The sequence below is a fragment of the Micromonospora sp. DH14 genome, from assembly GCF_029809455.1.
GTDB classification, from domain to species: Bacteria; Actinomycetota; Actinomycetes; order Mycobacteriales; family Micromonosporaceae; genus Micromonospora; species Micromonospora parva.
In genome coordinates this window covers 94,070-120,060 of sequence record NZ_JARVKT010000004.1, presented here as the reverse complement: position 1 = coordinate 120,060, position 25,991 = coordinate 94,070, and the positions used below count along the sequence as shown (strand labels likewise).

General features: G+C 71.6%; 25 protein-coding genes and 1 pseudogene. 7 read left to right on the top strand and 19 right to left on the bottom strand.

The genetic code is table 11. The features are described 5' to 3' along the window. Window positions 1-19: 19 nt before the first annotated feature. The 8 genes and pseudogenes from QCZ28_RS08010 to QCZ28_RS07975 form a co-directional block, all read right to left on the bottom strand. Window positions 20-1,369: pseudogene (locus QCZ28_RS08010) on the bottom strand (ricin-type beta-trefoil lectin domain protein). A 292-nt stretch (window positions 1,370-1,661) separates the two neighbouring features. Further along, the gene (locus QCZ28_RS08005; RefSeq protein ID WP_279515965.1) at window positions 1,662-2,240 is read right to left on the bottom strand and encodes a DM13 domain-containing protein; all 579 of its coding nucleotides are present in this window, start codon (window positions 2,238-2,240) and stop codon (window positions 1,662-1,664) included. A gap of 57 nt (window positions 2,241-2,297) precedes the next feature. Continuing rightward, window positions 2,298-3,122, bottom strand: a complete 825-nt coding sequence (locus tag QCZ28_RS08000; protein WP_279516132.1) for an S-methyl-5'-thioadenosine phosphorylase — start codon at window positions 3,120-3,122, stop codon at window positions 2,298-2,300. A gap of 57 nt (window positions 3,123-3,179) precedes the next feature. Then, window positions 3,180-3,605 (bottom strand): hypothetical protein, encoded by a 426-nt coding sequence (locus QCZ28_RS07995; RefSeq protein WP_279515964.1) that lies wholly within the window; start codon window positions 3,603-3,605, stop codon window positions 3,180-3,182. Beyond that, window positions 3,602-4,750 (bottom strand): molybdopterin-dependent oxidoreductase, encoded by a 1,149-nt coding sequence (locus QCZ28_RS07990; RefSeq protein ID WP_279515963.1) that lies wholly within the window; start codon window positions 4,748-4,750, stop codon window positions 3,602-3,604. Before QCZ28_RS07990 ends, QCZ28_RS07995 begins: the two co-directional genes overlap by 4 nt. Continuing rightward, window positions 4,747-5,334, bottom strand: coding sequence for a class I SAM-dependent methyltransferase (locus QCZ28_RS07985; RefSeq protein WP_279516131.1), 588 nt, complete (start codon window positions 5,332-5,334; stop codon window positions 4,747-4,749). Before QCZ28_RS07985 ends, QCZ28_RS07990 begins: the two co-directional genes overlap by 4 nt. Window positions 5,335-5,456: 122 nt before the next feature. After that, complete coding sequence (locus QCZ28_RS07980; protein ID WP_279515962.1) at window positions 5,457-6,137, bottom strand: DUF2064 domain-containing protein; 681 nt, start codon at window positions 6,135-6,137, stop codon at window positions 5,457-5,459. Next, window positions 6,134-6,811 (bottom strand): glycosyltransferase family 2 protein, encoded by a 678-nt coding sequence (locus QCZ28_RS07975; RefSeq protein ID WP_279515961.1) that lies wholly within the window; start codon window positions 6,809-6,811, stop codon window positions 6,134-6,136. The genes QCZ28_RS07980 and QCZ28_RS07975 overlap by 4 nt, the downstream gene beginning before the upstream one ends. A gap of 157 nt (window positions 6,812-6,968) precedes the next feature. Between QCZ28_RS07975 and QCZ28_RS07970 the strand changes: the two genes are divergently transcribed. Further along, window positions 6,969-8,315, top strand: a complete 1,347-nt coding sequence (locus QCZ28_RS07970; RefSeq protein ID WP_279515960.1) for a hypothetical protein — start codon at window positions 6,969-6,971, stop codon at window positions 8,313-8,315. On the opposite strand, the gene QCZ28_RS07965 is transcribed toward QCZ28_RS07970, so the two are convergent. Further along, window positions 8,287-9,366 (bottom strand): NAD-dependent epimerase/dehydratase family protein, encoded by a 1,080-nt coding sequence (locus QCZ28_RS07965; RefSeq protein WP_279515959.1) that lies wholly within the window; start codon window positions 9,364-9,366, stop codon window positions 8,287-8,289. The two genes, QCZ28_RS07970 and QCZ28_RS07965, sit on opposite strands and share 29 nt — an antisense overlap. Before the next feature lie 160 nt (window positions 9,367-9,526). Between QCZ28_RS07965 and QCZ28_RS07960 the strand changes: the two genes are divergently transcribed. Both QCZ28_RS07960 and QCZ28_RS07955 read left to right on the top strand, forming a co-directional pair. Then, window positions 9,527-10,222 (top strand): response regulator transcription factor, encoded by a 696-nt coding sequence (locus QCZ28_RS07960; protein ID WP_279515958.1) that lies wholly within the window; start codon window positions 9,527-9,529, stop codon window positions 10,220-10,222. Continuing rightward, window positions 10,215-11,231, top strand: coding sequence for an ATP-binding protein (locus QCZ28_RS07955; protein WP_279515957.1), 1,017 nt, complete (start codon window positions 10,215-10,217; stop codon window positions 11,229-11,231). Before QCZ28_RS07960 ends, QCZ28_RS07955 begins: the two co-directional genes overlap by 8 nt. Before the next feature lie 88 nt (window positions 11,232-11,319). On the opposite strand, the gene QCZ28_RS07950 is transcribed toward QCZ28_RS07955, so the two are convergent. The 3 genes from QCZ28_RS07950 to QCZ28_RS07940 form a co-directional block, all read right to left on the bottom strand. Next, window positions 11,320-11,772, bottom strand: a complete 453-nt coding sequence (locus QCZ28_RS07950) for a pyridoxamine 5'-phosphate oxidase family protein (RefSeq protein WP_279515956.1) — start codon at window positions 11,770-11,772, stop codon at window positions 11,320-11,322. An 84-nt stretch (window positions 11,773-11,856) separates the two neighbouring features. Next, on the bottom strand, window positions 11,857-12,387 hold the full coding sequence (locus QCZ28_RS07945) for a GNAT family N-acetyltransferase (RefSeq protein WP_279515955.1): 531 nt from the start codon (window positions 12,385-12,387) through the stop codon (window positions 11,857-11,859). Between the two features lie 43 nt (window positions 12,388-12,430). After that, window positions 12,431-12,958, bottom strand: coding sequence for a MarR family transcriptional regulator (locus tag QCZ28_RS07940; RefSeq protein WP_279515954.1), 528 nt, complete (start codon window positions 12,956-12,958; stop codon window positions 12,431-12,433). A gap of 39 nt (window positions 12,959-12,997) precedes the next feature. Between QCZ28_RS07940 and QCZ28_RS07935 the strand changes: the two genes are divergently transcribed. Continuing rightward, a complete protein-coding gene (locus QCZ28_RS07935) occupies window positions 12,998-13,624 on the top strand; it encodes a disulfide bond formation protein DsbA (protein WP_279515953.1) in 627 nt (208 codons plus the stop codon). Here QCZ28_RS07935 and QCZ28_RS07930 read toward each other — a convergent pair. From QCZ28_RS07930 to QCZ28_RS07920, 3 genes are read right to left on the bottom strand one after another with little or no spacing between them, the layout of a single operon-like run. Beyond that, window positions 13,611-14,231, bottom strand: a complete 621-nt coding sequence (locus QCZ28_RS07930) for a GNAT family protein (RefSeq protein WP_279515952.1) — start codon at window positions 14,229-14,231, stop codon at window positions 13,611-13,613. The genes QCZ28_RS07935 and QCZ28_RS07930 overlap by 14 nt on opposite strands. Beyond that, a complete protein-coding gene (gene coaD / locus QCZ28_RS07925) occupies window positions 14,221-14,703 on the bottom strand; it encodes a pantetheine-phosphate adenylyltransferase (protein ID WP_279515951.1) in 483 nt (160 codons plus the stop codon). The genes QCZ28_RS07930 and coaD overlap by 11 nt, the downstream gene beginning before the upstream one ends. Window positions 14,704-14,750: 47 nt before the next feature. After that, window positions 14,751-14,954: a DUF6817 domain-containing protein gene (locus QCZ28_RS07920; RefSeq protein WP_279515950.1), complete on the bottom strand. Its 204-nt coding sequence runs from the start codon at window positions 14,952-14,954 to the stop codon at window positions 14,751-14,753. Window positions 14,955-15,159: 205 nt separating this feature from the next. Between QCZ28_RS07920 and QCZ28_RS07915 the strand changes: the two genes are divergently transcribed. After that, a complete protein-coding gene (locus QCZ28_RS07915; protein ID WP_279515949.1) occupies window positions 15,160-16,359 on the top strand; it encodes an RICIN domain-containing protein in 1,200 nt (399 codons plus the stop codon). Between the two features lie 155 nt (window positions 16,360-16,514). On the opposite strand, the gene QCZ28_RS07910 is transcribed toward QCZ28_RS07915, so the two are convergent. Both QCZ28_RS07910 and QCZ28_RS07905 read right to left on the bottom strand, forming a co-directional pair. After that, entirely contained in the window at window positions 16,515-16,982 is a 468-nt protein-coding gene (locus tag QCZ28_RS07910; protein WP_279515948.1) for a peptidoglycan-binding domain-containing protein, read from the bottom strand. A 184-nt stretch (window positions 16,983-17,166) separates the two neighbouring features. Continuing rightward, entirely contained in the window at window positions 17,167-20,916 is a 3,750-nt protein-coding gene (locus QCZ28_RS07905) for a helix-turn-helix domain-containing protein (RefSeq protein WP_279515947.1), read from the bottom strand. 744 nt (window positions 20,917-21,660) lie between these two features. On the opposite strand from QCZ28_RS07905, the gene QCZ28_RS07900 reads away from it, so the two are divergent. Together QCZ28_RS07900 and QCZ28_RS07895 are read left to right on the top strand one after the other, a co-directional pair. Next, window positions 21,661-22,371, top strand: coding sequence for a ThuA domain-containing protein (locus QCZ28_RS07900; RefSeq protein ID WP_279515946.1), 711 nt, complete (start codon window positions 21,661-21,663; stop codon window positions 22,369-22,371). Continuing rightward, window positions 22,341-23,459: a Gfo/Idh/MocA family oxidoreductase gene (locus QCZ28_RS07895; protein ID WP_279515945.1), complete on the top strand. Its 1,119-nt coding sequence runs from the start codon at window positions 22,341-22,343 to the stop codon at window positions 23,457-23,459. Before QCZ28_RS07900 ends, QCZ28_RS07895 begins: the two co-directional genes overlap by 31 nt. Window positions 23,460-23,614: 155 nt before the next feature. Here the strand turns inward: QCZ28_RS07895 and QCZ28_RS07890 are convergent, their stop codons facing one another. Next, complete coding sequence (locus QCZ28_RS07890; RefSeq protein ID WP_279515944.1) at window positions 23,615-25,114, bottom strand: FAD-dependent monooxygenase; 1,500 nt, start codon at window positions 25,112-25,114, stop codon at window positions 23,615-23,617. 142 nt (window positions 25,115-25,256) lie between these two features. Next, the gene (locus QCZ28_RS07885) at window positions 25,257-25,877 is read right to left on the bottom strand and encodes a helix-turn-helix domain containing protein (RefSeq protein WP_279515943.1); all 621 of its coding nucleotides are present in this window, start codon (window positions 25,875-25,877) and stop codon (window positions 25,257-25,259) included. Between the last annotated feature and the right edge of the window lie 114 nt (window positions 25,878-25,991).

Sequence of the window (25,991 nt, the reverse complement as noted above, 5' to 3'; positions counted from 1 at the left end):
GGATGGGATCGTCACGGGCTCAGCTCCGGCTCCATCGTTGGTTGGCCGCGCCGGTGCAGTCCCAGATCTGGATGCGCGTGCCGTTGGCCGTGCCGTTGCCGACCGTGTCCAGGCACCGGCCCGAACCAACTCCGGTGATCGAGCCGTCGGCGTTGAGCCGCCACTTCTGGTTGGACTGGCCGTTGCAGTCCCAGATGATCACCGAGCTGCCGTTCGCGGTGCCGGCGCCGTTGACGTCGAGGCACTTGCCGCCGAAGACGCGCAGCTCCTGGGCGGCGGTCGAGGTCCAGCTCTGGTTGCTCTGGCCGTGGCAGTCCCAGATGATCGCCGCCGCGCCGTTGGTCTGCGAGGCGCCGTTGACGTCCAGGCACCGTCCGGAGGACGTGTTGCGCAGGGCCGACGTGCCGCTCGGCGGCGGGGTGGTCGGCGGTGGCGTCGTGGGGTCGGTGCTACCGAACTGGGTGAAGAACCTCCACACCTCGCCCTTGGTCCAGGTCCTGGCGCCGCTGTCCCCGCCGCCGTCCACCGGGCCGGGGGTGTGCCCGCCGTCGAAGGCGGCCCAGACCACCGGATAGCCGGCCCGGCAGCCGGAGTACGTGGTGGTGATGTGGGTCAGGCTGCCCGCCCTCGGCTCGGGTGGGTTCTGTGCGGTGCACCCGTTGTTGCGCACGAACGTGTCGCGCAGGGACCGTCCGGCGGACACGTTGAGCACCGGGTCCCCGATGCCGTGGATTCCCATGTACGCGACCGGCTGGGTGCCGCCGCTGCATCCGCTGAGCTGCCCGCCGGAGTAGACCGCGACAGCGCGGAAGACGGTGGGCCGGGAACAGGCGAGGGAGTAGCTCATGCCGCCGCCGTAGCTGAAGCCGAGCGCGAAGCGTTGCGTGGTGTCGACGCAGAGGTCCGCCTCGATCACCCTGATCATGTCGTCGACGAAGGTGACGTCCTGGCCGCCGGGGTTGGCCCAGCCGTTGCCGTTGCCCTGCGGGGCGACGAAGATGGTGCTGTTGTTGGCCTGCTGCCGCAGCCCGTAGTAGGATCAGGCAGCCCCGTCGGACCCGCCGCCGTCGACGTCGTTGGCGGTGCCGCCGTTCCAGTGGAATCCGAAGATCAACCGGTAGGCGTGGTTGCGGTCGTAGTTGTCCGGAATCCTCAGGATGAAACTGCGGTTCTGGCCGCTGCTCTGGATGGACCGTTGGCCGCTGGTCAACGTGGGCGCCTTGCCGCAACCGGCGGTCGCCGCTGCCGCCCCGATCTCCGCGGCCGACGCGGTGCTGCGCACGCCACCGGCGAGCGCCGCCGCGCTCACGGTCACGACGACGGCCGCCGCCGTCGCAAGAAGACCAAGGATGGGTCTACGTCTTGTCATGAAGGGGCTCCCGCCACTCGGCACGAACTGATGGAAAGGGGGTCCGCGGGGCCACCCGCACACCGCCACGACAGACCGGGTCACCCGCGCCGACCGCGTTCGCCCCGGGAAGAAACCCAGCGGATGTGATGTGTCCACGGGCCCCGGCCGGCTCATCGACACAGGTTTCCGCCGCCGGTCTCGCCGCCCACGCGGGACCAGTCGGCCGTCGAATCGATTCGCTCAGACGCTAGAGCGGACAGTGAAAGATGTCAATGCCGTGTCCGGTGCGTTGCGCTCCCGGTGACAGCGGTCAGGCGCGCGTGAGCTCGGCCGCGCCGAACGAGACCGCGAATCGCTTGCACCAGATGGAGACGCTCCGGAAGTCACGTGGATCAACCGACGCTGGTAGCTCGTACACCTGGTTGCCCTTGTTGCCCTTGAGCCTGGCCAGCTCGACCCATTCGCCGTCGTCGAACACGCGCCAGCCGGCAGTGCCCCGCAGGACGGGTTGGTCGGTCAGCCACACCCGCAGGTCCGGACCGTTCGATGTGTTCAGCTCTCGAATGACGAGCTGGTGGCGCCCGTCGGCGCGCCGGTGGATCTCGGCCGTGCCGGTCGTGCGGTGCTCATGGGTGACGAACTCGCCGACGGTCAGGATCTCGTTCGTCGCCGGGGCGGCTGCCGAGGCCGCGAGGGTCGGGGACGTCGGGGTCGGGGACGTCGGAGTCGGGGTGGCCGATGCCGGCGTCACCCCGGGCAGCGCCTCGTCGACGTAGGTGTCGGTGACCAGCTTCCACGGCTGGAACCAGTAGAGGGCCAGCACCGCCACGACGACAGCTGCGGCGAGACCAGCCCGGACCACCGGCGACCGGAACATCCGTTTTCCCACCCCCGCAGCGTACGGCCGCACATGTCGTCGAACGCGTCGCGAACCCTTTCGGAACTCTTACGACGGGGTGTCCGCCAGAGCCTGGCCGCACGGGCACGCCCCCTGGCCCGCCGGCAACAGTCTCACCGCCTCGCCGAGCAGGACGCGCAGCCGATCGACGTTCCGGGCGAAGACGGTGAACACCTCCTGCTGCGTCACCCCCTGGCCGACCTCGACGCCCGAGTCGAGGTCGGTCACCAGTGACAGCGCGGTGTAACACAGTGCCAGCTCACGTGCCAGCACCGCCTCGGGATGGCCGGTCATGCCGACGACCGACCAGCCCTCCCGGCCGTACCACTGCGATTCGGCGCGGGTGGAGAACCGCGGCCCCTCGATGACGACCATGGTGCCGCCGTCGACCGGCCGCCAACCGGTCGTGCGGGCGGCGTCCACCACAGTGGCCCGCCCGACCGGACAGTAGGGGTCGGCGAAGGGCACGTGCACGACCTGGGGGAGTTGCCCGTCCACGCCTGGCCGTCCGTCGTAGTAGGTCTGCTCGCGGCCGCTGGTCCGGTCGACCAGTTGGTCCGGTACGACGAGGGTGCCGGGGCCCAGCTCCGGGCGTAGACCGCCGACGGCGCCCGGTGCGAGCACCTGGCCGACGCCGAGTGCGCGCAGCGCCCACAGGTTGGCCCGGTAGTTGATGCGCTGAGGAGGAAGCGTGTGCCGGCGTCCGTGGCGGGGCAGGAACACCACCGGCCGTCCGGCGAGACTCCCGACGGACAGCAGGTCGCTGGGCGCTCCGTACGGTGTGTCGACGCTGACCTCGGCGACGTCGTCGAGGAACTCGTAGAAACCGGAACCGCCGATCACGCCGACCGGCGCGCCATCGGTCGGGCTGATCTCTGCTGCTGACATGGGGCCTCCTGGGCGACGGGTGGCAGAAAACGTGGGGCGGGTTCAGCGACTGTCGCTTCGTCGATGCCTGACGCGCCGGTCGACGGCGGTGGCGACGACCAGCACGAGCGCGATCGCGGTCCAGACGACAGCCAGCCCGACGGCGAGCCCCAGCGGATAGTCGCGGTCCGGCAGGCCCGGGTTCGGCGGTGCCGACGGCGGTCGCCACAGCAGCGGCACCGCGATCAGCAGCAACGTGGCGCTGGCCAGCAGGCCGGCGGCGATCCAGGCCCGGCATAGCCGGTCGGTCACCAGTCGGCCCAGCGCCAACCCGACGAGCCCGACCAGCGGTGCCACCAGCACGTCGTGCAGCGCCGGGCCGCCGATCAGCCACGGCAGGGCGGTGCCGAGCTGGGGGAGGAGCAGCCAACCGCCGTACGCCGTGGCCGCGGCGCCGAGCACGAGCAGGAGTAGCCGGACGGCTCTCACCGCCACACCTCCAGCCGGGCCACCCACTTGGTCTGCAGGACGCCCGGGCGGCTCGGGGCGATGAGCCGGCAGGGGTAACCGTGGTCGGGGGAGAGCTGTTCGCCGTTGATCCTCAGCGCGAGCAGAGTCAGCGGGTCGCCGGCGTGGGCGGCGGGGAGCGTGCTCGCCGCGTACAGGCCCTCGGTTTCCAGTGAGGTGAACCGAACCGGTCGGCCGGTGGGCGCGCCGGCCCACCGGAGCAGCTCGACGACGGGCACGCCGGTCCAGTGGGCCGAGGCGCTCCAGCCCTCGACGCAGGCGATCGGCAGTCGCGCCGTGCGTTGTGGCAGGACCGCCAGCTCGGGCAGGGACACCGTGCGTCGTCCGCCCGGCCAGACGATCTCCAGTCGCCAGTCCGGTGGAACGACGATGCGCGCGGCAGCCGCCGTCCGGTTGATCGGAACGCCCTGCGGCCCGGTGACGGAGCGCCACGCCAACGGCGACACCCGACGTAGCCACGGCACGGTGACCCCGGCGGTGGCCAGCACGGCGATGCCGGCGACCCCCGCCGACGTCCGCAGGAACGCGCGTCGCTCGAACGAGTCGTCAGGCCCGGGTGCCGGGGCACCGCGCCGCAGCGGCGTCTTCAGCGCCGCGCGGGCGACCGGAAGCTTCACCGCGACGTGCAGCAGCACCGCGCCCGCCACCAGCCAGGCGACCGCGTAGTGCGCCGTCGGGAAGAAGAACCCCCACGGGTACGACTGGGCGACGTTGAACAGGCCGGTGACCAGTTCGAAGAACGCGGCGCACACCAGCACCAGGACGGAGATCCGTTCGAGGGCGTGGGCGGACAGCCGGATCGGCTGGCGCACTGGCGGACGGACGAACAGTCGCGGGTAGACGCTCCACAGTTTGGCCAGCAGCAACGGGATCGCCGCGACACCGGAGAGCACGTGCACGCCCTGGGTGATCCGGTAGAGGTTGACCGGTCGGGTCGGCCAGCTGAACCAGCCCGGTGGGTGCTGGATGTAGTGACTGAGCAGTCCGGTGCCGAAACACAGCCCGAACGCCACCCCGAGCCAGAGGCCGAGCCGGGCGGCGACCAGCGGAGAGTGCGACGGCGCGGTGAAGTCCTCGGGAGCGGGGATGCGTGCTCGGCGGATCATGCGCGGGCCAGCTCGGCGAACCAACGGGGGCCGCACCGGAAACGGTCCGCGACCCGCAGGCCGGCGGCGTCGGCGGTACGCGCCACCGCCTCCGCCCCGACCCGCGCCCACCGAAACGCCGAACCCCGCAGCTCCCGTTCACCGCAGCGCCCGGACAGGACGTACGCCTGTCCCCGCCACAGCCCGACCCCCGGGGGCTCCAGCTCCACCATCAGCGTTCCGTCGGCCGCGATCAGGGCGCCGCAGCGGCGCAGCAGTCGGACCGGGTCACCACCGATGCCGATGTTGCCGTCGATGAGCAGGGCGTGTGCCCATCTCCCCTCACCGGGCAGGGGTTCGAAGACGTCCCGGCGCAGGGCGATCACGCCCCGGCCCTGGGTGAGCCGTACCGCCTCGGCGGAGATGTCCACCCCGAGGGCGACGAGACCTCGCTGGGCGAGCGCCCTGGTCAGCCGGCCGGGGCCGCAGCCGAGATCGATCGTGGGTCCGGTGCAGCGGGCGGCGACGGACTCGACCGCCGGTTCGGGCGGGCCGTGCCAGCGCCGCACCGGCAACAGATCCCGCCGCCCGTCGGTGTGCACCAGCCAGTGGTCGGGTTGGGCCGCCGGTAGCGGGCCGACCGGTGTACCGCCCGCGTCACTGTCGACGGGCCACCCGTCGGGCCGGCCCAGCGCCACGTCGAAACCGTCGAGGCTGATCGTCGCGTTCACCGGGGGCGTCCGCTCGCCAGGTGGCCGCCCACCGACCCGACGGCCTCCGCGAACCGGGTGCCGGGCAGGTCGGCCGCGACCGCCAGCGCTGCCGACCACTCGTCGACATCGCGCTGAACGGGCAGGATCGCCGGGTGCAGACCGCGCCCGCGCAGAGCCGCGAGGGTGCGGCGACCGGTGTCCGCCGTCGACATCGGTACCTCGCGCAACGCGCTCGCGTACGACGGGTCGCGCAGCCCGAGTGCCCACCAGCCGCCGTCGAGCGCCGGCCCGAACACCGCCCCGTGCGCGGCGAGCCGCTCCAGCGCGGTGCTGAGCAGGGCCGGACGGATCTGCGGCGTGTCCATGCCGATCTGCAGCACCGGTCGGCCGGGAAACGCCTCGGCGGTGTCGGCGTGGGCGTTCGCGAGGCGGTCGGCGAACGTGCCGCCGCGCTGGGCGAGCAGGTGCCAACCCCGCAACGCGGCGGTCAGTTGCGCGCCGTACTCGGCGTCGGCGAACCGACCGGTGTGGGCCAGCACGGGAATGGTCGACGCGGTGGCGCGCACCGCCGCGAGGGTGTCCAACAGCGACGCCGCCGCGACCCGGGCCGCCTGGGTGGGATCGGCGGGTGGGCAGAGGCGGGTCTTCGCCAGCCCGGCAACCGGTGCCTTCGCGACCACGAGCAGGACGTTCACCGGGCACCGCCGGCGTCCGCGCGCAGCACCCCGGCGAAGTCCCGGGTCGCCCGCAACGTGCCCCGGACCGACCCGGAGACCTTCGATCTGGTGCCGGCGGCCCGGGGCGCGTACCCCACGTCCAGTTCGACGATCCGCCAGCCCGCCCCGGCCGCGCGGAGCAGCAGTTCCAGGGGGTAACCGAACGCGCGGTCGTTGACACCGAGTCCCAGCAGCGCCACCCGGCGGGCCACCCGGATCGGGCTGATGTCGTACACCGGCACACCACGACGCCGCAGCAGCGCGGCGACCAGCGCGTTCCCGGTGCGGGCATGCCACGGCCAGGCGTCCGTCGAGACCGGCCGACGCCGCCCGACGGCGAGATCGGCCCGACCGTCGAGCACCGCCGCGGCGAGCCGGGGCAACTCGGCCGGATCGAACGAGCCGTCCGCGTCGAGCACGCAGACCAGCTCCGCCCGCGCCGCCAGCAGACCGCTGTGCACGGCCGCGCCGTACCCGCGTCGCGGTTCGTGGACAACCTGGGCGCCGTGCTCGGCGGCGACGGCTGGCGAACCGTCAGTGGAGCCGTTGTCGACCACGATGGCGCGGTAGCCGGACGGCAGCCCGCCCAGTACGGCAGGGAGCGCGGCTGCCTCGTCCAGACATGGCAGCACCACGTCGATCGTTGTGTGCATACCGGCGACGCTAGGCCCGCCACGGGCCGTCCGGAGCGCTGTGGCTCCTTACGAATCGCTTACCCGGCAACGACTCCTTACGACTCTCTGACGTCTCACCGTCCGGCTGTCGGTTGCCTGGTCGCAGGTCGTACCGTCGGCCGTCACCATGACCATGATGACCCGGCCGGGACGACCCCGGTCCGCCGACCTGATCGTCCTCGGTGCCGAGGCGGCACTGCTCGCCGTCGCCGTCTGCGTCGGCGCGCTGCTCAACCATCAGGGCGTACGGCTGCACGCCGACACGGCGCCGCTCTACGCCTCCTGGCAGCCGCACCTGGGGCCCGGCACCCCAGCCGCGCTGCTCGTCGCCGCGCTGGTCGTCTGGCAGGGCACGCGCTGGGCGACCGACCTGCCGTGGCATCGGCTGCTGGCCGTCGGCTACCTCGCCGCGGTGCTCTGGATGCTGTCGCTGGCCCTGGTGGACGGCTGGTCCGCAGGGTTGACCGAGCGGCTCACCGTGCAGGCAGAGTATCTGCACGAGGTACCCGGGGTGACGGATGTCGGCGTCATGCTGTCCGGCTTCGCCGACCGGATCCTCGACTTCCAGCCCGACTCGTGGTCCACCCACACCGCCGGTCATCCACCGGGGGCGTTGCTGGTCTTCGTCTGGCTGGAGCGGGTCGGCCTGGGTGGCGGAACGGTGGCCGGGCTCGCCTGCGTGGTGCTCGGCGCCACGGTCGCGGTGACGGTTCCGGTGGCGTTGCGGGCGCTCGGCGTCGAGGACGCGGCTCGGGCCGTGTGGCCGTTCCTGGTGCTCTTCCCGGGGGCGGTGTGGGTGGGCGCGTCAGCGGACGGGATCTTCACGGCGGTGGTCGCGGCCGGGCTGGCGCTGCTGGCGGTGGGTGGCCGACCAGCGGCCGCGTTCGGCGGGTTGCTCCTCGGCTTCGCGCTCTACCTGTCGTACGGGTTCGTCCTGGTGGGGTTGCTCGCGTTGGCGGTGGTGCTGCTCCGGACGCGGGACCGCCCCGGTGTGCTGCTGGTCGCGGCGACGGCGGTCGCGGTCGTCGTCGCCGTGTTCACCGTCGCCGGCTTCTGGTGGCTGGACGGCTACCACCTGGTGGCACGCCGTTACTACCAGGGTTGGGCGGCGGAACGTCCGTACGGCTACTGGGTCTGGGCGAACCTCGCCGCTCTGCTGCTCTCGGCCGGCCCGGTGGTCGGGCCGGCGGTGCGCCGGGCGGTGGCCGCCGTGACGATCCGACCATCGGGCGCGGCGGCCCTCCGACGGCGGATCACCGGCGCCGGACCCACTGTGTGGCTGCCCGTCGCGGCGGCGGCAGCGGTGCTCGCCGCGGACCTGTCCGGGCTCAGCAAGGCCGAGGTGGAGCGGATCTGGCTACCGTTCGCCGTCTGGTTGCTGGTCGCCACCGCGCACCTGCCCACCCGCCACCGCCGGTGGTGGTTGGCGGCCCAGGCCGCCACCGCCCTCGCCGTCAACCACCTACTGTGGACGGTGTCGTGACCGTCGCCGGCTCCCGCATCACCGCGGTGGTGAAGTCGACGATGCCGGCGGCGAAGCCGACCCGGGCGGTGAAGCCGAGCAGCCGGGTGGCGCGGGCCGGGTCGGCCACGACGTGCCGCACGTCGGCCGCCCGCCCACCGCCGACGGTGACCGGTGGTGGGCCGCCCATCGCCACGGCCAGCTCGTGGGCCAGCTCGCCGACGGTGTGCGGTTCACCCGAGCAGACGTTCACCGGCGTCAGCGGATCCGGTGCCGGGGTGTTCAGGGCCAGCAGGTTGGCGGCGGCCACATCGCTCACGTGCACGAAGTCGCGCCGTTGCCGGCCGTCCTCCAGGACCCGGGGCGGTTGCCCGCCGGCCAGGGCCGACCGGAAGATCGACGCCACCCCCGAGTACGGGGTGTCCCGCGGCATTCGCGGACCGTAGACGTTGTGGTAGCGCAGGGCCCAGACCGATCCGCCGGTCTGCCGGGCCCACGCGCCGGCGAGGTGTTCCTGGGCCAGCTTGGTGGCGGCGTACGTGCTCCGCGGCTCCAACGGCGCGTCCTCGGGCACGAGACCGGGGGAGAGTGACCGGTCGCAGCGCGGGCAGGTCGGCTCGTACCGCCCCTCGGCCAGGTCGGCGACGCGACGGCCGGCAGGCCGGACGACCCCGTGGGCGGGGCAGTGGTAGCGACCCTCGCCGTAGACGACCATCGAACTGGCCAGCACCAGTCGGCGTACCCCGGTGGCGTGCATCGCGGCGAGGAGGGTGGCCGTGCCGAGGTCGTTGTGCGCGGCATACCGGGGGGCGTCGGCCGGGTCGAGGCCGTGGCCGACCATGGCCGCCTGATGGCAGACCGCGTCGACGCCGGCCAGCAGCCGGGTCAGCAGCTCGACGTCCCGCACGTCACCGACCGCCAGGTCGTGCCGCTCGGTCCAGGACGGTGCGCTCGCGCCGTGCGCCTCGGGCAGCAACGCGTCCACGGCCACCACCTCGTGCCCGACCTCGGTGAGCAGGTCGGCGACGTGGGAACCGATGAATCCGGCCGCACCGGTGACAAGTATCCGCATTCCGGTCACCGTATGACAGCGGGCCGGCCCGCTCGGGTCTGCGCGCCCAGCCGTAAGAACCTCGCAAGGTTTGCCGGTGCGGGCGGGCCCCGGTGCGTGGCTACGCTGGGCCGATGGGCATCCGAGGGGCGACGGCGACCGGTCGGAACGGGGATGGTTCGTGACACAGCGCGTGCTGGTGGTCGACGACGACCAGACCGTGAGCGACGTCATTCGTCGTTACCTCGAGAATGACGGCTTCCAGGTGAGCCTCGCGGAGGACGGTGCGGCAGCGCTGGCGGCGGTGGAGCGGCAGGCACCCGACCTGGTGGTGCTCGACCTCATGCTGCCCCGGATCAACGGCCTGGAGGTGTGCCGGGCGTTGCGGGTACGGCCCGACGGCGTACCGATCGTCATGCTCACCGCCCGCGGTGACGAGGCCGACCGCATCCTCGGGCTGCAACTCGGCGCTGACGACTACCTCACCAAGCCCTTCTCTCCCCGAGAACTCGTGTTGCGGGTCCGTTCGGTGCTTCGCCGCGCCGGCGGTCACCCGCCACCCGAGCGGCCGGAGGTGCTCACCGACAACGACCTCGTGGTGCACACCACGTCCCGAACCGCCCGCCTCGGCGGCACCGATCTGGCTCTCACGCTGCGGGAATTCGACCTGCTCGTGCACCTCATGCGCCATCCGTCCCGGGTGTTCGGCCGGGCCGAGCTTCTCGAGCAGGTCTGGGGCTGGAACTTCGGGGACCACTCGACGGTGACAGTGCACGTACGCCGACTGCGGGAGAAGATCGAGACCAACCCGGCCGATCCGCAGCGCATCGTGACCGTCTGGGGCGTCGGCTACCGCTACGAGCCGGCCGATGCGTGACGTACTCCTGATCTTCGCGATCGCCCTCGGCGCGGCACTCGGCATCGGGCTCGCCGGCGCGGTGCTGCTCCGCGCCCTCCGCCGCAGCTCGATCACCGTGCATCTCAGCGTGCTGCTCACCACCACCGTTGTCGCCGTCGCCGTCGGGGTGATGGCGGTCGCGGAGGCGATGTTCCTCTCCACACACGACACCGAGGTTGTCCTGATCACCGTCGCGGCGGCGGCGGTGGTCAGTCTCGCCGTCGGCGGGCACTTCGGCCGCCGGCTGGCCCGCGCCGCGGTCTGGCGCGACCAGGCCCGGGAGCGGGAACGGCAACTGGAGAAGGGCCGGCGCGACCTGGTCGCGTGGGTGTCGCACGACCTGCGGACCCCGCTGGCCGGGCTGCGGGCGATGGCGGAGGCGCTGGAGGACCGGGTGGTTCGCGATCCGGACACTGTCGACGAGTACCACCGACGCATCCGCGTGGAGACCGACCGGATGACCCGACTCGTCGACGACCTGTTCGAGCTGTCCCGTATCAACGCGGGAGCGCTGCGGTTGTCGTTGACGGCGGTGCCGCTCGGCGAGGTGGTCTCGGACGCGCTGGCCAGCACCGTGCCGTTGGCCGAGGCTCGCCGAATCAAGCTGATCGCCAGCGAGTCGGGGTGGCCGACGGTCGCCGCGAGCGAACCCGAACTGGCCCGGGTCGTGGCCAACCTGCTGCTCAACGCGGTCCGCTACACCCCGGCCGACGGCACCGTACGCATCGAAGCAGGCCGAGAGGAGGACCACGCCTGGCTGTCGGTCGCCGACACCTGTGGCGGAATTCCCCCGGACGACCTTCCTCGGCTGTTCGACATCGCGTTCCGTGGTGAACCGGCCCGCACCCCCGGCCCCGGCGACGGTGGGGCGTCCGGAGGGCTCGGCCTGGCCATCGTTCGTGGCCTGGTGGAGGCACACGGAGGTCGGGTCGAGGTACGCAACACCCCCGACGGCTGCCAGTTCATGGTCCGACTGGCGACCGCCTGAGCAGAAACGGCGGGACCACACCGTTTGCCGGCTCTCACCACGCTTCGCATCTGTCGGAGCCGCCGTCGCGGTGTCTGCGCGCGGCCCGTCAGACCAGCCAGTGACCATCACGCATCAGGTCACGACCGGCGATCTCGTTCTCCTCCCGCCACGCCTGGATCCGCCGAGGTGTCACCCGCAGGTACGCGTACCGGGTTGCGCCGACCCGCGCATCCCAGAGTCTCGCGGCGAACGCGTCGGCCAGCTCGACCGGCACGGTGTCGCGGGTGAACGTCTCGACGGTGCCGTCGATGAGAACCACGTCGCGCGTCGTGCCGAGCGACATCCGCACCCGCCCGGAGGCTCGCAGATTACGGGCGGTCGGGCTGGACTCGGCGGTGGCCAGGGTGAGGGCCGTGCTGTCCCAGAGGAACGACAGCGGCACCAGGTAGGGGTTGCCCTCCCGGTCCGCCGAGGCGACCCACGCGTCCAGATCGTGTTCGAGGCGAGCGAGGGTGTCCCGCTTACGGTGCGCCGGATCGCGCGGTGCTTCGGGTTCCACGGCTGAGTCCTCCATGCGGTCGGCGTGGCGTCACCGGGCGTCCAGCCCCCGACGGCGCGGTACTTCGGAATCAGAAGGCGCGGCTCAACCGACCCGCTGGGCCAGCACCTGCCCGGGCCAGGAGCCGAACAGGAAGGGTTCGGTGCGGGTGAACCCTTGGCGCTCGTAGAACGCCACCAGCTTGCCGCCGCCGCCCGCCCAGCAGTCGACCCGCAGCAACCGCACGCCGGCTCGCCGGGTCTCCTGCACGGCGTGTGCCAGCAGGGCCGACCCGAGGTTCCGGCCGGCGAACCGCCGGTCGGAGACCAGGAGGCGGACGTACCGCTCGGGTTCGTCCACGGGCGCGATCGGTACGCGCGGGTCGGGCCCGGAGCCCAGCACCATCGCTGCGGCCGGCATCTGATCCACTTCCGCGATGAACGGGAGGTTCTCGGTCAGGTACCGATCGACCTGTGCCACCCGTGCCGGCTGCGTGGAGAACGGCGTCGTGCCCCACTGCTCGGTGTTGCCGCGGTCGTTCATCCAGGCCACCGCGGAGTCCAGCATGGCCAGGACGGCAGGCGCGTCGGCCGGGCCGCCGTTCCTGATGAGTACGCCGTGGCTGGTGTCGTTCATGGCGGAATGGTAGTCCGTGGCTGGCGGATCACGACCGCGGTCGTCAGCCGGTCGGGCTGCCGCCTTCGGGGCCGCGATCCTGGGAGGCCAGGTTCCGATCGATCGCCGCCAACAGGCGCTCAAGGGCCTTTCGGTCGCTGTCGGTCAGGCCGCGAAGGATGGCCGCCTCGTTGGCCAGATGCTCCTCGATGAGCCGGTCGGTCAATGCCACACCCGCCGGAGTCAGCCCGACCACTCTGCCACGCGCGTCGGCCGTGGAGACCGAGCGGGACACGAGGCCGCGGGCGATCAGTCGGTCCACCCGCTTGGTCACCGCCCCGGTGGTGACGAGCATCCGTTGGCTCAACTGCCCCGGGGTGAGCGTGTACGGCTCGCCCTCGCGGCGCAGCGCCGCGAGCACGTCGAAGTCGCCGTTGCCGAGGTCCGCGGTGGCGAACGGCGGTCGCAGGGCCGCATCGAGCGCGGTGGCCAACTGTTGGATGCGACCGATGATCAGCAGCGGAGTGGGGTCGAGGTCTGGTCGTTCGAGACCCCACTGGCCGACGATGTCGGCGATCCGGTCGTCATCCACTGTTGCATCTTACCTTCCAGGGAAGATAAATTGTCTTCCGTGGAAGATAACGTGACGTCGACGTCCGCCCCGGTAGCCACCACCTACGTGGATCCGTCCTGCCCGTTCGCCTGGATCACCGCACGCTGGCTCATGGAGGTCGAGAAGATGCGGCCGCTCACCCTGCGGTTCGAGGTGATGAGCCTCGCGGTGATCAACGAGCATCGTGACCTGGAGCCCTGGTACCGCGAATTCAACGACCGGGCGTGGGGGCCGGCCAGGGTCTGCGTGGCGGCGGCCGAGCAACACGGCGCCGCCGCCCTCGCGCGGCTGTACCCGGCGCTCGGCCGACGGATCCACGACGGCGGCGACAAGGACTTCGACACCGTCGTCCCGCAGGCCCTGGCCGAGGCGGGCCTACCCGCCGACCTCGCCGACGCCGCCCGGCGCAGTGACCTCGACCCGCAACTGCGGGCCAGCACCGCCCGCGCGCAGCAGCTGGTGGGCGAGGACCTCGGCACCCCGACGGTCGTCATCGACGACGTGGCCTTCTTCGGCCCCGTGCTGACCTCGATCCCTCGCGGGGAAGAAGCCGTCCGCGTCTTCGACGGCGCCCGCCTGCTCGCCGGCTGCCGGGCCTTCTCCGAGCTCAAACGCGCCCGAACCGACGACCTCACCTTCGCGTAGCCGCGCCACCGCGCTCCTCAGCGTTCGGGATGCCCCGGTGCGCCGCCCACTCCGGCGCGAGGATCGACATCACCGTGGCATCGACCCAGTCGTCGCCGTCGTGCAGAACCTGCCGCAACACACCCTCGGCAACGAAGCCGACCTTCTCGTACACCCGGCGGGCCCGAGGATTGAAGGCGAACACCTCCAGCGAGATGCGGTGCAGGCCCAGCCGCTCGAAACCGTGACCGACGACCAGGCGTACCGCCTCGGTGCCCAGGCCGCGGTCGCGGCCGGCGGCGGTCAGCAGGGTGCGGAAGTTGCAGTTCCGGTTGACCGGATCCCAGTCGTTGAGGACCACCTCGCCGACGCAGGCCCCGGTGGCGCGGTCGACGACCGCCAGGTCGAGTCGGTCGGTCTGCGCGTTGCGGCTGCCGTACCAGGAACGCATCCGCTCCTCGTCGGGGACGTCGTCGGCCGCGCTGCCGGTCAGCCGGGCCACCTCGGGGTCGGCCACCGCCGCCCGGAAGGTGTCCAGGTCGTCGTCCACGAAGGGACGCAGGATCACCCGCTCACCGGTGAGCGTGGGTTTGATCGAGAAGTCGGGGGTCGCCTGGTCACTGAGCATCGACTGATCCTCGGCGGGACACCGGCGAAGGGCAATCGGTTTCCGGCCGCCAGCCGCCGGCATCGACCGCCCGGCGCGCCAAGCGCACCGCCGTCGACGACACCGCGGCCAGTTCGGGCCGTGCCGGCAGGAACACTGTGGGTACGCCCAGCGACTGGTTCATCGCGGCGAGCTGGTACTCAGCCCGAAGGTCGGTGGTGTGACGAACTCCGCGGACGATCACTCCTACGTCGTGGAGACGACAGTAGGTGGCGGTCAACCCGCTCCAGGCCGCAACGGTGACCGAGGTCCACTCGACCGGCAGAACGGCCCGGACGGCGGTCGCTCGCTCCTCTTCGTCGCTGCCCGGCTGTTTGACGCTGTTGACCGCGACGAGCACCACCACTTCGTCGAAGAGGGCGCGTGCCCGGTCCACCACGTTCACGTGCCCCGGGGTGAAGGGATCGAAGCTGCCGGGGTAGACGGCTCGCACCCGTACCCGGTCGGAGGTCGGTGCTGTCGGATGCGACGGTTCGGGTGTCACGGCCGCAGGACCCGCTCAGCGTCGCGGACGACCTGCTCCGAGGCGATGAGGCCTGCGGTTTGCACGTCATGGCTGCGGCCGAGCGCGGCGAGTCGTTCGCTCACCCGGCAGAGGTGGGCGTACAGCGTGCCACCGGGATGGGTGATCTGCTCGGCCCCATGCCGGCGCAGCCAGACCCGCACGCCGTCGTTGGTGCTCATGGTCCGACTGTAGGGATCGGCCCTGGGATTCGGCGGCCCGCGGCGTGGACGATTTGTCACAGCGCCGGCGACATGGCGACCGCGCGCGTCGTGTCGCGGCCAACCACGTGCGGTACGCCGGCAGCGGCTGCCTGAGCCAGTGACGGTCGGGCAGGGGAGCGACGGTAGTCGATGCCTTGACACTGGTAGTTGCGATCGCTAACACTTGTCCGCAACGGCGTGGTGGGAGGCGTACCGAGGTGCCATCGACGCCGCCACCGCCCGTGGATTCAAAGTCATCCTCGCCTACTGGGAGGACGGCGCGGCCTCCGGCGGCAGGATCACGAACCTCGCCGCGTGGAACGCGATGTGGTCCACCGTCACGAACACGTACGGCTCGAACACCAATGTCTACTTCGAGCCGATGAACGAGCCACACGGATACAGCTCTGCCGAGTGGCGCACGGTGGCGGCGAACTGGCTCAGCTACCACTACTCCGCGGTGCCCGGTCGGGTGCTCATCGGCGGCACCGGCTTCAGCCAGGACCTGCGCGACATCTGCAACGACGGCCGCTTCAACTCCACGCTGCTGTCCTTTCACTACTACGCCTTCTTCTACGGCGCGATGACGTACGACGCGTTCCGCAGCCACATCCAGGCCCGCCTGGGCACCTGCGCCTCCCGTGCGGTCGTGACCGAGTTCGGCGCGCCCATGAACGACGGCCGTAACTACGCCGACGCGGGAAGTACCGACAACTTCGTGCGCTACATCCGGGCCATGGCGCAGGTCATGCGGGACAACCAGATGGGTGGCACCTACTGGCCGGCGCTCGGGGGCAAGCCCGGCACCATCGGCTACGACTGGTACTCGATGTTCGCCCTCAGCGGCAGCGGCACCGACCTCAACCTGAGCACCCGCAACACCTCCGGCGCGGACCAGATCCGGTACGCGTGGGGCGACACCATCGGCGGCGGCCCCACCACGCCTCCGCCGCCGACGGGAACGTTCTACCGGATCACCGCGCGGCACAGCGGCAAGGCCATGGACGTCCAGCAACCCAACACCGACAACGGCGCGCGCGTCGGCCAGTACACGTACGGCGGCAACGCGTGGCAGCAGTGGCAGTTCCAGGACGCCGGCAGCGGCTACTGGCGCATCATCAGCCGGCACAGCGGAAAGTGCCTCGATGTGGTGGGCGCGTCGACCGCCGACGGCGCCGAACTCATCCAGTACACCTGCGGCGGCGGCACCAACCAGCAGTTCCAACTGGTCACCAACGGCGGCTACTTCCAACTGCGGGCACGACACAGCAACAAGTGCGTGGACGTACCGGCCGCCTCGACAGCGGACGGAGTGGTCCTCAAGCAGTACACGTGCAACACCGGCGCGAACCAGCAGTGGTCGCGCACGGTCGTCTCGACGTAACGACCGATCTCTGGCTTCGGCGTCGGCATTCGCCGCAGTCGGGCCCGACCGCGAAGCGGCGGCAGGTGCTGGCGATGATCAGGCAGCCCTCCGGACGAGGGCCGGCGGTGACAGCGACTGCGCTGTCACCACCGGCGTGGCCTACCCGAGGGCAGTTACGGCAGTGGACGGCCGAGGCGGGCACAGGTAGGGGTTCCGTAGGTTCCGCCCGTGTAGGCGGGGAACTTCAGAGACGCGCGTGACTGCGGCCCGAACTGGCCGTCCGCGCTGATGCCCGCCTTGCTCTGGGCGAACTTCAGCGCGTTGAAGGTCAGTTGGCCGAACGCCCCGTCATCTTCGAGCCGCGCCTTGCCGGCGGGTGCGAGGTAGCAGTCGTTCAGGGCCCACTGGAGGGCCACCGTGCCCGGCCCGGCGTCGCCCCAGACCAGCGAGCACGGCAGGACGCCGTACTTGCCGACCGGCGCGGCGACCTGATAACCCGCCTGGTTGCTGACGACGTCGTAGGACTCGCATTCCGGCTGACTACGAGCGTGGGCGGGGCTGGCGGCGACGAGCGTGCCCGCGAGCACGGTCATGAGCAGTGCGAGCAGTGCTGCCAAACGCTTCATCGTGTTCTCCTTCATCGCAGTGTCGTCCGGTGCCCGGGGCCCCCGTCGGGCTGCTCCCCGGGCAGTCGGACTCCTCGGCGGACAACCACCGCACGGCTCGTGTCCTGGAGCCAGGCTGGTGCGGGGCGAGGTTGTCCGACAGAGCGGCGGCGCCGGACAAACAACGTCGGACAATTCCTCGGACGTCTGCGCAGCTCAGTCAGCGACTCGGCGGTGCGCCGCAGGAGGGGTCGTACCGCTCTGATCGGATGTGCGTCGCCCACTCCTGCCGGGTCAGCTCACGGCCGACCATGGCGCAGATCTGGGCCCTGGCGGCGCGGAGGTCGAACGACCAGCGGATGATTCGGCCGTCCTCAGCGCCGGAGAGGAGATCTCCGGCCGCGGTGAAGGCGAGCCCGCGGACTCGCGCGCCGTGGCCGCTGAGGGTCGCGACGCGTTGCCGGGTAACGGTGTCCCAGACGACGATGGTGCGGTCGTCGCCAGCGGACGCGATCCTGCGGCCGTCGCGACTGAAGGCAAGGACCTGGACCGGCGCGGTGTGGCCGTGCAGAACGGCGAGTTCGCTGCCGGTCGCGGCGTCCCAGAGCTTGACGGTACGGCTGTCGCCGGCGGTCGCGAGCAGGGCTCCGTCGGGGCTGACCGCGATGTCCTGCACCGTGCCCTGCTGGCTTTTCACCCGGCTGAGAAGTTTGCCGGTGGTGACGTCCCAGGTGTTGACGTAGCCGCCCACGCTCGCGCCCAGGAGCCGGCGGCCGTCCGGGGTGAAGGTCAGCGACGTGACGATCTGCGCCGGGAACCTGGCCGTGATGTCGGTCGGATTGTTGATGTCGCCGACGTCCCAGACGAAGGGGCCGAGCGTGGCAGCCGCGACGAGACGGCCACCAGGATCGAAGGCGACGTCCGTGGACGCACCGACTCCCTTGGATACGATCGGTCGTGTGGCCTGTCGTTGACGGCGCAGATCCCAGATCGTGATGATGTTGTTCCGGGTCACGGCGGCGATCCGGAGCCCGTCGGGGCTGAACGCGACGGCCTGCACCTCGTCTGCGTGCCCGGCGAGGACGGCCACCTGTCTGCCGTCGGTGTCCCAGAGGCGGACGGTGCCGTCGCTGCCGGCCGAGGCGACACGGGTGCCGTCCGGGCTGATCTTCAGGTCTTTGACCTGCGCGGCGAAACCGCTGAACGGGGCGTCATCCAGATCGTGGAGCACGATGGTTCCGTTGAAGCCGGCGGAGGCGAGCATCGTCCCGTCCTGGCTCAGTGCGACGGAGACCGTCTCGGTGCGGCCCCGGTCCTGAAAGGTTTGCAGGGACTCGCGGCGTCGCACGTCCCAGATGGTGATCGCGCCGTTCTCATCGGCCACGGCGAGCCTGCTGTCGGTGGGCGCGGAGATGGTCCATGCGTAGCGGCCGGCCAGCGGTAGCGGCGGAAGGCCGACCGGTTGGCCGTCAGCAAGATCCCACAGGTACACCCCACGGTCGTCGGCGGAACCCGCGAGGACATACCCCGAGGGCCCGAAGGCGACCGAGAAGACATGCTCGGCGGGCAGTCTGGCGAACACCGTGCCGGTCGCCACACGCCAAACGGCCGGGTGCTCCACCCCGTCGGTGGAGACAAGGATCGCGCCGTCGTGGCTGAACGTGAGCGACCTGACCGGACGCCGGTGCTCGCGCAGCACGGTGCGAGTCGTGGTCCGCAGGTCGTAGAGGGCGATGTCGCCGGCACGGCCGGCAGTCGTGTCGGTGCCGGGGCCGGCCGCCAGGCCGACGGCGAGCTTGGTCCCGTCGGGGCTGAAGGCCATGCCCGACCCGAGCCTGTTCTCCGTCAACCGGGTCTTCTGTAGACGCGTCGCTACGTCCCAGATGATGATGGACCTGTCGATCCCGACGGAGGCGAGCAACCTTCCGTGGTCTGCGAAGGCCAGGTCGGCGGTTCGACCGGTGTGGCCGGGAAGGGTGGCGACCCGCTCGCCGCGTGCGGGGTCCCACAATCCGATGGTGCCGTCACCGGCCGCGGAGGCCAACAGGGAATGGTCCGGGTTGAACGCGACCGTGTAGATGGATGGCCCGCCGACGTTGAGTTCGGCGCGGCGGGGCGCGGCCGCCGCGCTGAGCACGCTTCCCTGGGTCTCGGTGTTCGAGTCGAGGTGGTCGGCCTCGACGGCCAGCAGGCCGGCCAGATCGGGATCGGTGGCGAGCAGGGATCGGGCTTGCAGCGACAGTTCACCGGAGAGCGTGGTCACCTGCTGTCGGCGGGCGTCCTGGCGTTGTCGTACCGCGACGCCGCCACCCAGCAGAGCGAGTACCAGCAGCGTGGATATGCCTGCGACGAAACGCTTGAACAGGCGGGCCTGACGCCGGGCGACGTTCTGTTCGGACTCGGCGAGCGCGGAGCTGGCGTGCAGGAAGGAGCTTTCGAGCTCGTTGAGCTCCCCTGGCTGGTCCTCGGCCAGAGCCTGCGCGCCCAGCAGTTGGGTTCCCCGGTACAGGGCGCCGGCATCGCGGTCGAGCGTCGCCCAGGTGTGCGCGGCTTCGGTGAGTCGCCGGTGGATCAGCAGGTTCGCGCGATCGTCGGTCAGCCATCGGTGTAGCCGCGGCCAGGCCCGGATGAGCGCCTCGTGGGCCACCTCCACCGTGCCGTCGCCCATGACCACCAGACGGGATTCGGCCAGCTGGTCCAGGACACGGGCGGTGACAGCCTCGTCGGCGATACCGTCGAGTTCGGTACGCCTGATGGGCCGCCTGGTGTCCTCGGTGCCGTCGCCCAGTGCGGTGAGCCGCAGGAAGACCCGGCGAGCGGCTTGTCGCTCGGCTGCCCCGAAGTCGCCATAGGCCCGCTCGGCAGTCTGGGCGATCGACCCGCGTACGCCGCCGCTCGCCTGATAGGCCGACAGGGTGAGGGTCTCTCCGCTTCGTCGTTGCCACGTCTCGAGGAGCGCGTGCGAGACGAGCGGCAGCGCGCCCGGCTCGTCGGCGGCATCGGCGAGCACCGTGCTGATGAGGTCCGCCTCGACGCCCATGCCGACCTGGGCGGCGGGCCGGATGATGATCTCCCGCAGGTCGGTGGCGCTCACCGGCCGGACCAGAAGGTGCGCCTCGTCGTCCAGCACGGCGGCCAGGTTCGGATACTGCATGAGGTGGGTGAGGAAGTCGGCGCGTACCCCGAGCACCACTGTGGTGCGGCGGTCAGGCCCCTGCGCGGCGTCCAGCAGCGCCTCGATGAACCGTCGGCGTTCCGCCTTGTCGGGGCAGAGTGTGAACACCTCTTCGAACTGATCCACCACCAGCAGCGCGCGGGCCTGCGGCGGGCCGCCCGCCAGAGCGTTGCGCACCGCGATGTCGAGCGCGGCGCCATCCGACGCCAGGTCCTTCCGGATCTCTGAGGCATCCTGGCCGGTCAACTTGGCGACCTCGGCGGCCAACGCCTCCAGCGGGCGCTCGGTCGGCGTCAACAACATCGTCCGCCACCGCTGCGCGAGCTTACGGTCGGCGGTGATGGCTCCCAGCAGGCCGGCCCGCAGCAACGAGGACTTGCCGCTTCCGGAAGCCCCGATGACAGCGCTCAGGCACCGCTGATCGGCCCGTGCCAGCAGCCGTTCGACCAACTCCGTACGGCCGAAGAACAGCTCCGCCTGTTCCGGCTGGAACGCCGTCAGCCCCTGATACGGGCAGCGCTGGGCGATGGCCTCGGCGGCGCCGGAGGCTTCCGCCGCTTCGGCGATGGCCGACCACCGTGCCCGCCACTCGGCCAGGTCGCCGCCACAGGCCTGGGCGTACGCGAGCGTCACCTCCAGCGACGGCAGCCGGTCACCCTTCGCCGCGTCCGCCAACGTGCTTGCCGAGTAGTGCGCGCGCCGAGCCAGGAGCCGATAGCTCGGGTTGCCCGCGTGTTCCCGCAACTGCCGTAGCTGCCACGCCAACCGTTGCACCGGGCCCGCCGTCGGGTCCACCGGCTTCTCCGGACGGCCCAATACCCACCTCCGCACACTGGGCCGTAACTCTGGCCGCGCGACCATGGCGAGCTTCGGCACGGACACCCATCGGATCGGGCCAGGAGAAGTATCCAGTTGCGGCGATGCGGTCGCGGCCGGGGGCCCGCTGACACCGGCGGGCAGCAGGTAACGGCTGTCCCATCGGAGCGGGGGAACACTCAGCCTGGCCCGGCGTTGCGCTACCGTCAAGGCGCCCATGCTGGCGTCGATCAGCCCGCGTCCGCTGCTGGCCCGCAGGACCCCACGCAATCCAAGGAGAACCCGATGCCGGAGCCTGAGCCCGCCCAAGACGCAGACGCGGTGGCTGCCGACACCTCGACGACGGCCGATGCCGATACCGACCAGCCTGCCGTTCCCGCGAACCGGGCTGCCCGACGCGCGAAGGGTAAGGTCGCCTCGCCTCAGCCGCATGGAAAGGGCCAGCACCTCGGCGGCCGGGGTTCGGTCCAGAGCCCTCGCCAGTACGGTAACCGCCGTAGCGGTTGATCCGTTCCCGCCACGGCGCTCTCCAACCGTGGCCACCGGTGTCGTTTCGCGTTGCGGCGCAAGCAGACCGTGCACAGTGGAATTCGAAGGCCGACGGACGGCGGTTTGTCGGCGACCACGGGTACGGTGAGGTGCTCGACGCGCACGGGCATCGGCGGCACGTCGTCGGGGCGGGAGCAACCAGCCCGTGGCGACGCACCGTGGGAGGGAGCGAGGGTGACGCAGCGGAAAGCACTTGTGGTTCGGGGCGGATGGGAGGGGCACCAGCCGGTCAAGGCGACCGAGATGTTCCTCCCCTTCCTCGAACGAAGCGGCTACGCCGTACGGGTCGAGGAGTCGACGGAGGCCTACGCCGATGCCGCCGCGATGGCCGAGACCGACCTCGTCGTGCAGTGCATGACGATGTCGCAGATCACCGCGGAGCAGGTGGCGGGTCTCAGCGCGGCGGTCATCGCCGGCACGGGCTTCACCGGCTGGCACGGCGGCATCGTGGACTCGTTCCGCGCGTCAGCGGAATACCTGCACCTGGTGGGCGGCCAGTTCGCCACCCATCCGGGCCTGGAGCCGTGTGAACGTCACGGCGGCCCTGAGGACAACTTCCTGCCGCACACGGTGCGCGTCACCGACCTCGGCCGGGAACACCCGATCACCGCGGGGATCGAGGATTTCGACCTCGTCACCGAGCAGTACTGGGTGCTGCACGACGACCTCATCGACGTCCTGGCCGAGACCACCCACCCGACCCAGGCGTGGCACCCATGGCACCGGCCGGTCACCTCGCCCGCGATCTGGACCCGGCTCTGGGGTGCCGGGCGCATCGTCGTGACGACCCCGGGGCACAGCCTGGACGTGCTGGAGCACGCGAGCGTTCGTACCGTCATCGAGAGGGGGATGCTGTGGGCGACCCGCACCGCGTCGGCGTCGTAGGTCTCGGGGTCATCTCCCACGTCTACCTGGACACACTCGCTGACCACCCCGAGGTGAGCATCGTCGCGGTGGCCGATCTCGACGCCGACCGGTCGGCCGCGGTCGCCGCCACGATCCCCGGCGCCGAGGCGATGAGCGTCGAGCGTCTGCTGGCCCGCCCGGACGTGCAGACCGTGCTCAACTTGACCATCCCCGCAGCGCACGCCGACATCTCGCTGGGCACGATCGAGGCGGGCAAGAACGTGTACGTCGAGAAGCCGCTCGCCGTGACCTTCCCGGACGGGCGCTCGACCATCGAGCGGGCCGCGTCGGCCGGCGTCCGCGTCGGGTGCGCGCCGGACACCGTCCTCGGCACCGGCACGCAGACGGCGCGGGCGGCGATCGACGCCGGGCTGATCGGGCGCCCGATGTCCGCGTCGGCCGTCATGGTCACTCCGGGGCACGAACGCTGGCACCCCAACCCCGACTTCTACTACGCCCCGGGTGGCGGCCCGATGCTGGACATGGGGCCGTACTACGTCTCGGCGCTCATCCACCTGCTCGGGCCGGTCCGCGCGGTGACCGGAGCCGCCAGCCGCCTGCGCGCCGAGCGCGTCATCGGCTCGGGCCCGCGCGCCGGCCAGCGGATCCCGGTCGGGGTGGACACCCACCTCACCGGCGTGCTCGAACACGTCAACGGTGCGCTCTCCACCATCACGACGAGCTTCGACGGCGTCCAGACGACGGCCGCACCGATCGAGGTGCACGGGGAGGCGGGCACGCTCGCCGTGCCCGACCCGAACTACTTCGACGGCGAGGTCCGCCTCTTCGCCCTCGGCGACACCGAATGGCGCGCTCTGGAACCGCGGGCCGGTTACGCCGACGGTTCCCGGGGAATCGGTCTGATCGACCTGGTCCGGGCCGACGATCAGCGTCCGCCGCGCGCTGGCGGCGACGTCGCGCTGCACGTCCTCGAAACGATGACCAGCCTGCTCCGGTCGGCGACGGAAGGCCAGCGGATCGAGCTGACCACGGCGCCGGAGCGACCCGCTGCGGTTCCGCTCACTCCGGTCGAGCAGTGGAAGGCGCACCACGCGTACGGACACTGAACGGAAGCCCGGCTGGGCCACGAGCGGCGACCGGCTCGCCGAAGCCGAGGCGCTCGCTCGCGCCCGGCCGGGTCGGTCGGGCTCAGCCGGTACGGGTCGGGCTCAGCCGGGTCGGCGCGGGCCGGCAGGGTGCGCTGGTGGGCCGTGCCCGGTGGTCATCGTGTGCTGCCGAAGTGGTGGGTCAGCGCGGCGCGCAGCGTGTCGACGTTCCCGGCGGACCAGGCGATGAAGCAGTCGGGGCGGATGAGCAACGCGGCGGCGGTCGTGCCCTCCAGTTGCCCGGTGACCACGTCGACGCGGTCCCGCCAGGGCGCGGCGACCTCGGCGTAGGCGCCGGTGGAGTCCAGCAGCAGTGGCCGGGCGGTGCGGGTCAGCTCCGCGAGGCGCGTCGGCCCGTGGTCGCCGTGCACGATCACGTCGGGGGCGCAACGGCCGGCCAACGGGTCGGCGGGGTCGGCGGGGTAGTGGATGTCCGCGCCGGACATCAGCGCGGCGATGTGCCCGGTCACCTCCGGCTTGCGCAGCAGCTCGGCGAAGAGTTCCCGCAGGCCGGTGATCTCGTCGCCGGGGCCGATGAGCGCCGACTGCGCCTGAGTGGACATCACGACCCGTTCGGCGACGGGGCGACGCTCGGTCTCGTACGTGTCGAGCAGGCCCTGCGGCGCCCAGCCGCGCACGGTGGCGGCGAGTTTCCAACCCAGGTTGACCGCGTCCTGCAGGCCGAGGTTGAGGCCGGGGCCGCCGATCGCGGAGTGTACGTGCGCGGCGTCACCGACCAGCAACACCCGGCCGGCGCGGTAGCGGGCGGCGATGCGGGTGTTGCGGCCGGTCAGCCGTCGCAGCAGGCCGGGCCCGTCAGGCGCGTCGAGGGGAACGTCGGCGCCGAGCACCCGGGCGACGCTGGCCCGCAGCTCCGCCAGGTTCATGGGGGTCTCGTCGTCCGTCGGTGTGTCGGGCCACTCCGTCGTGCTCAGGATCGCCGGGCGGCCGGGGAACGGGGCCCAGGCGATCAGGCCACGGGCGGTGCGGGTGTGCTGGAACGGCGGGACGACGCCGTAGCCGGGCACGCGCAGGCCGCCCGTCTGGGGGTCGACTGATGACGCGGGCACGGTCACCGTGGCGGTGCGGGAGATCGACCGGTCGTTGGTGACACCGGGAAAGTCGATGCCGGCCAGACGGCGTACCGCGCTGCGGCCACCGTCGGCGCCGACGAGGAAACGGCAGCTGAGCTGCGTACCGTCGGCGAGGTCGACCTCGACCCCGTCGGGGCGTTGGTGGAGGTCGACGACCTCGTGGCCGCGGCGCAGGTCGACGCCGAGCTCGACGGCCCGGGCGGCGAGGGCGGCCTCGAGCTGGGCCTGCGGCACCCCGAGCACGTAGTGCGGGTTCTCCGCGAGCACCGTGAGGTCCAGCGGGAACGCGCCGAAGGTGAAGGCGGGCTGGGGGACCGGTGGGGTGCTCTCACCGCTGAGCCGCGCGTAGAGGCCGCGCCGGTCGAGCAGGCGGACGACCTGGCCCACGAGGCCGTTGGCGCGAGCTTCGCCGGTGGGCGCGGCGTGGCGTTCGAGGACGACGGGGTGCACGCCGGCAAGAGCCAGTTCACAGGCGAGCATGAGGCCGTTGGGGCCGGCTCCGACGATTGCGACATCGATCATTATGATGATCCCTTCGGGGTGCGCGTCATCGCCACGGCAGGCGCGGCACGTGGCCGGTCTGCCGCGGGAGGTGTGACGCGGCTTGAGGCGTGGGTGGGGTGGTGTCCTGGACGACGCGGGCGGCTCAGTGCGACGGGGCAGCTCAGTGCGACGGGGCAGGGAGGCCGGCGGCGACCTGGGTGAAGGCGTCGGTGATGAGGCGCTCGATCGGGGTGGGTGGGTCGGCGCTGTCCAGATAGTGGTGCATGGCAACGGCGACGGCTGCGCTGGCGGCGGCCGCGACGAGCCGCGGATACATGTCGGTGGCGAGGTCGGTGGCGGTTCGCTCGGCGACCGCGGCGGCAAGCTCGGCCTCGGCGAGCGCTGTGGCGCGCAGCCGTTCGCCCTGCAGCGCCGGCTCGGCGAGCATGGTGCGGACACCGGCAACCCACTGCGCGTGGTCGGGGGAGGGCATCGCCTCGACCTCGGGGCCGCGGGTGAACTGCGCCAACGCGGCCTGGGTGAGCGCCACCCAGAGCGGCTCGTCGGCGGGACGTTCCCGCAGTGCGGCGGCGGTGCGCAGGCTGCGGTCGAGGTGGCGGGAGGCGATCGCCTCGGCCTTGCTGGAGAAGTAGTTGTTGAAGGTGCGTGGGGAGACGCCGACCGCCTCGGCGATGTCCTCGACGCGGACGTTGTCGTAGCCACGCTCCGCGGTGAGGTGGATCGCCGCCCAGCCAAGCGCCGCCCGTGTCTCGGCCTTCTTGCGTTCCCGCAGCCCCGTCATGCCACCACGCTAGCACTAGTTGCGCGTCACGCAAATATGCGTGCCCCGCAAAACCTCTGATTCGCGTGCGTTCCGCTCACCCGGGCCCGCGAGGTGCTCACGTCGGCCGGCGGG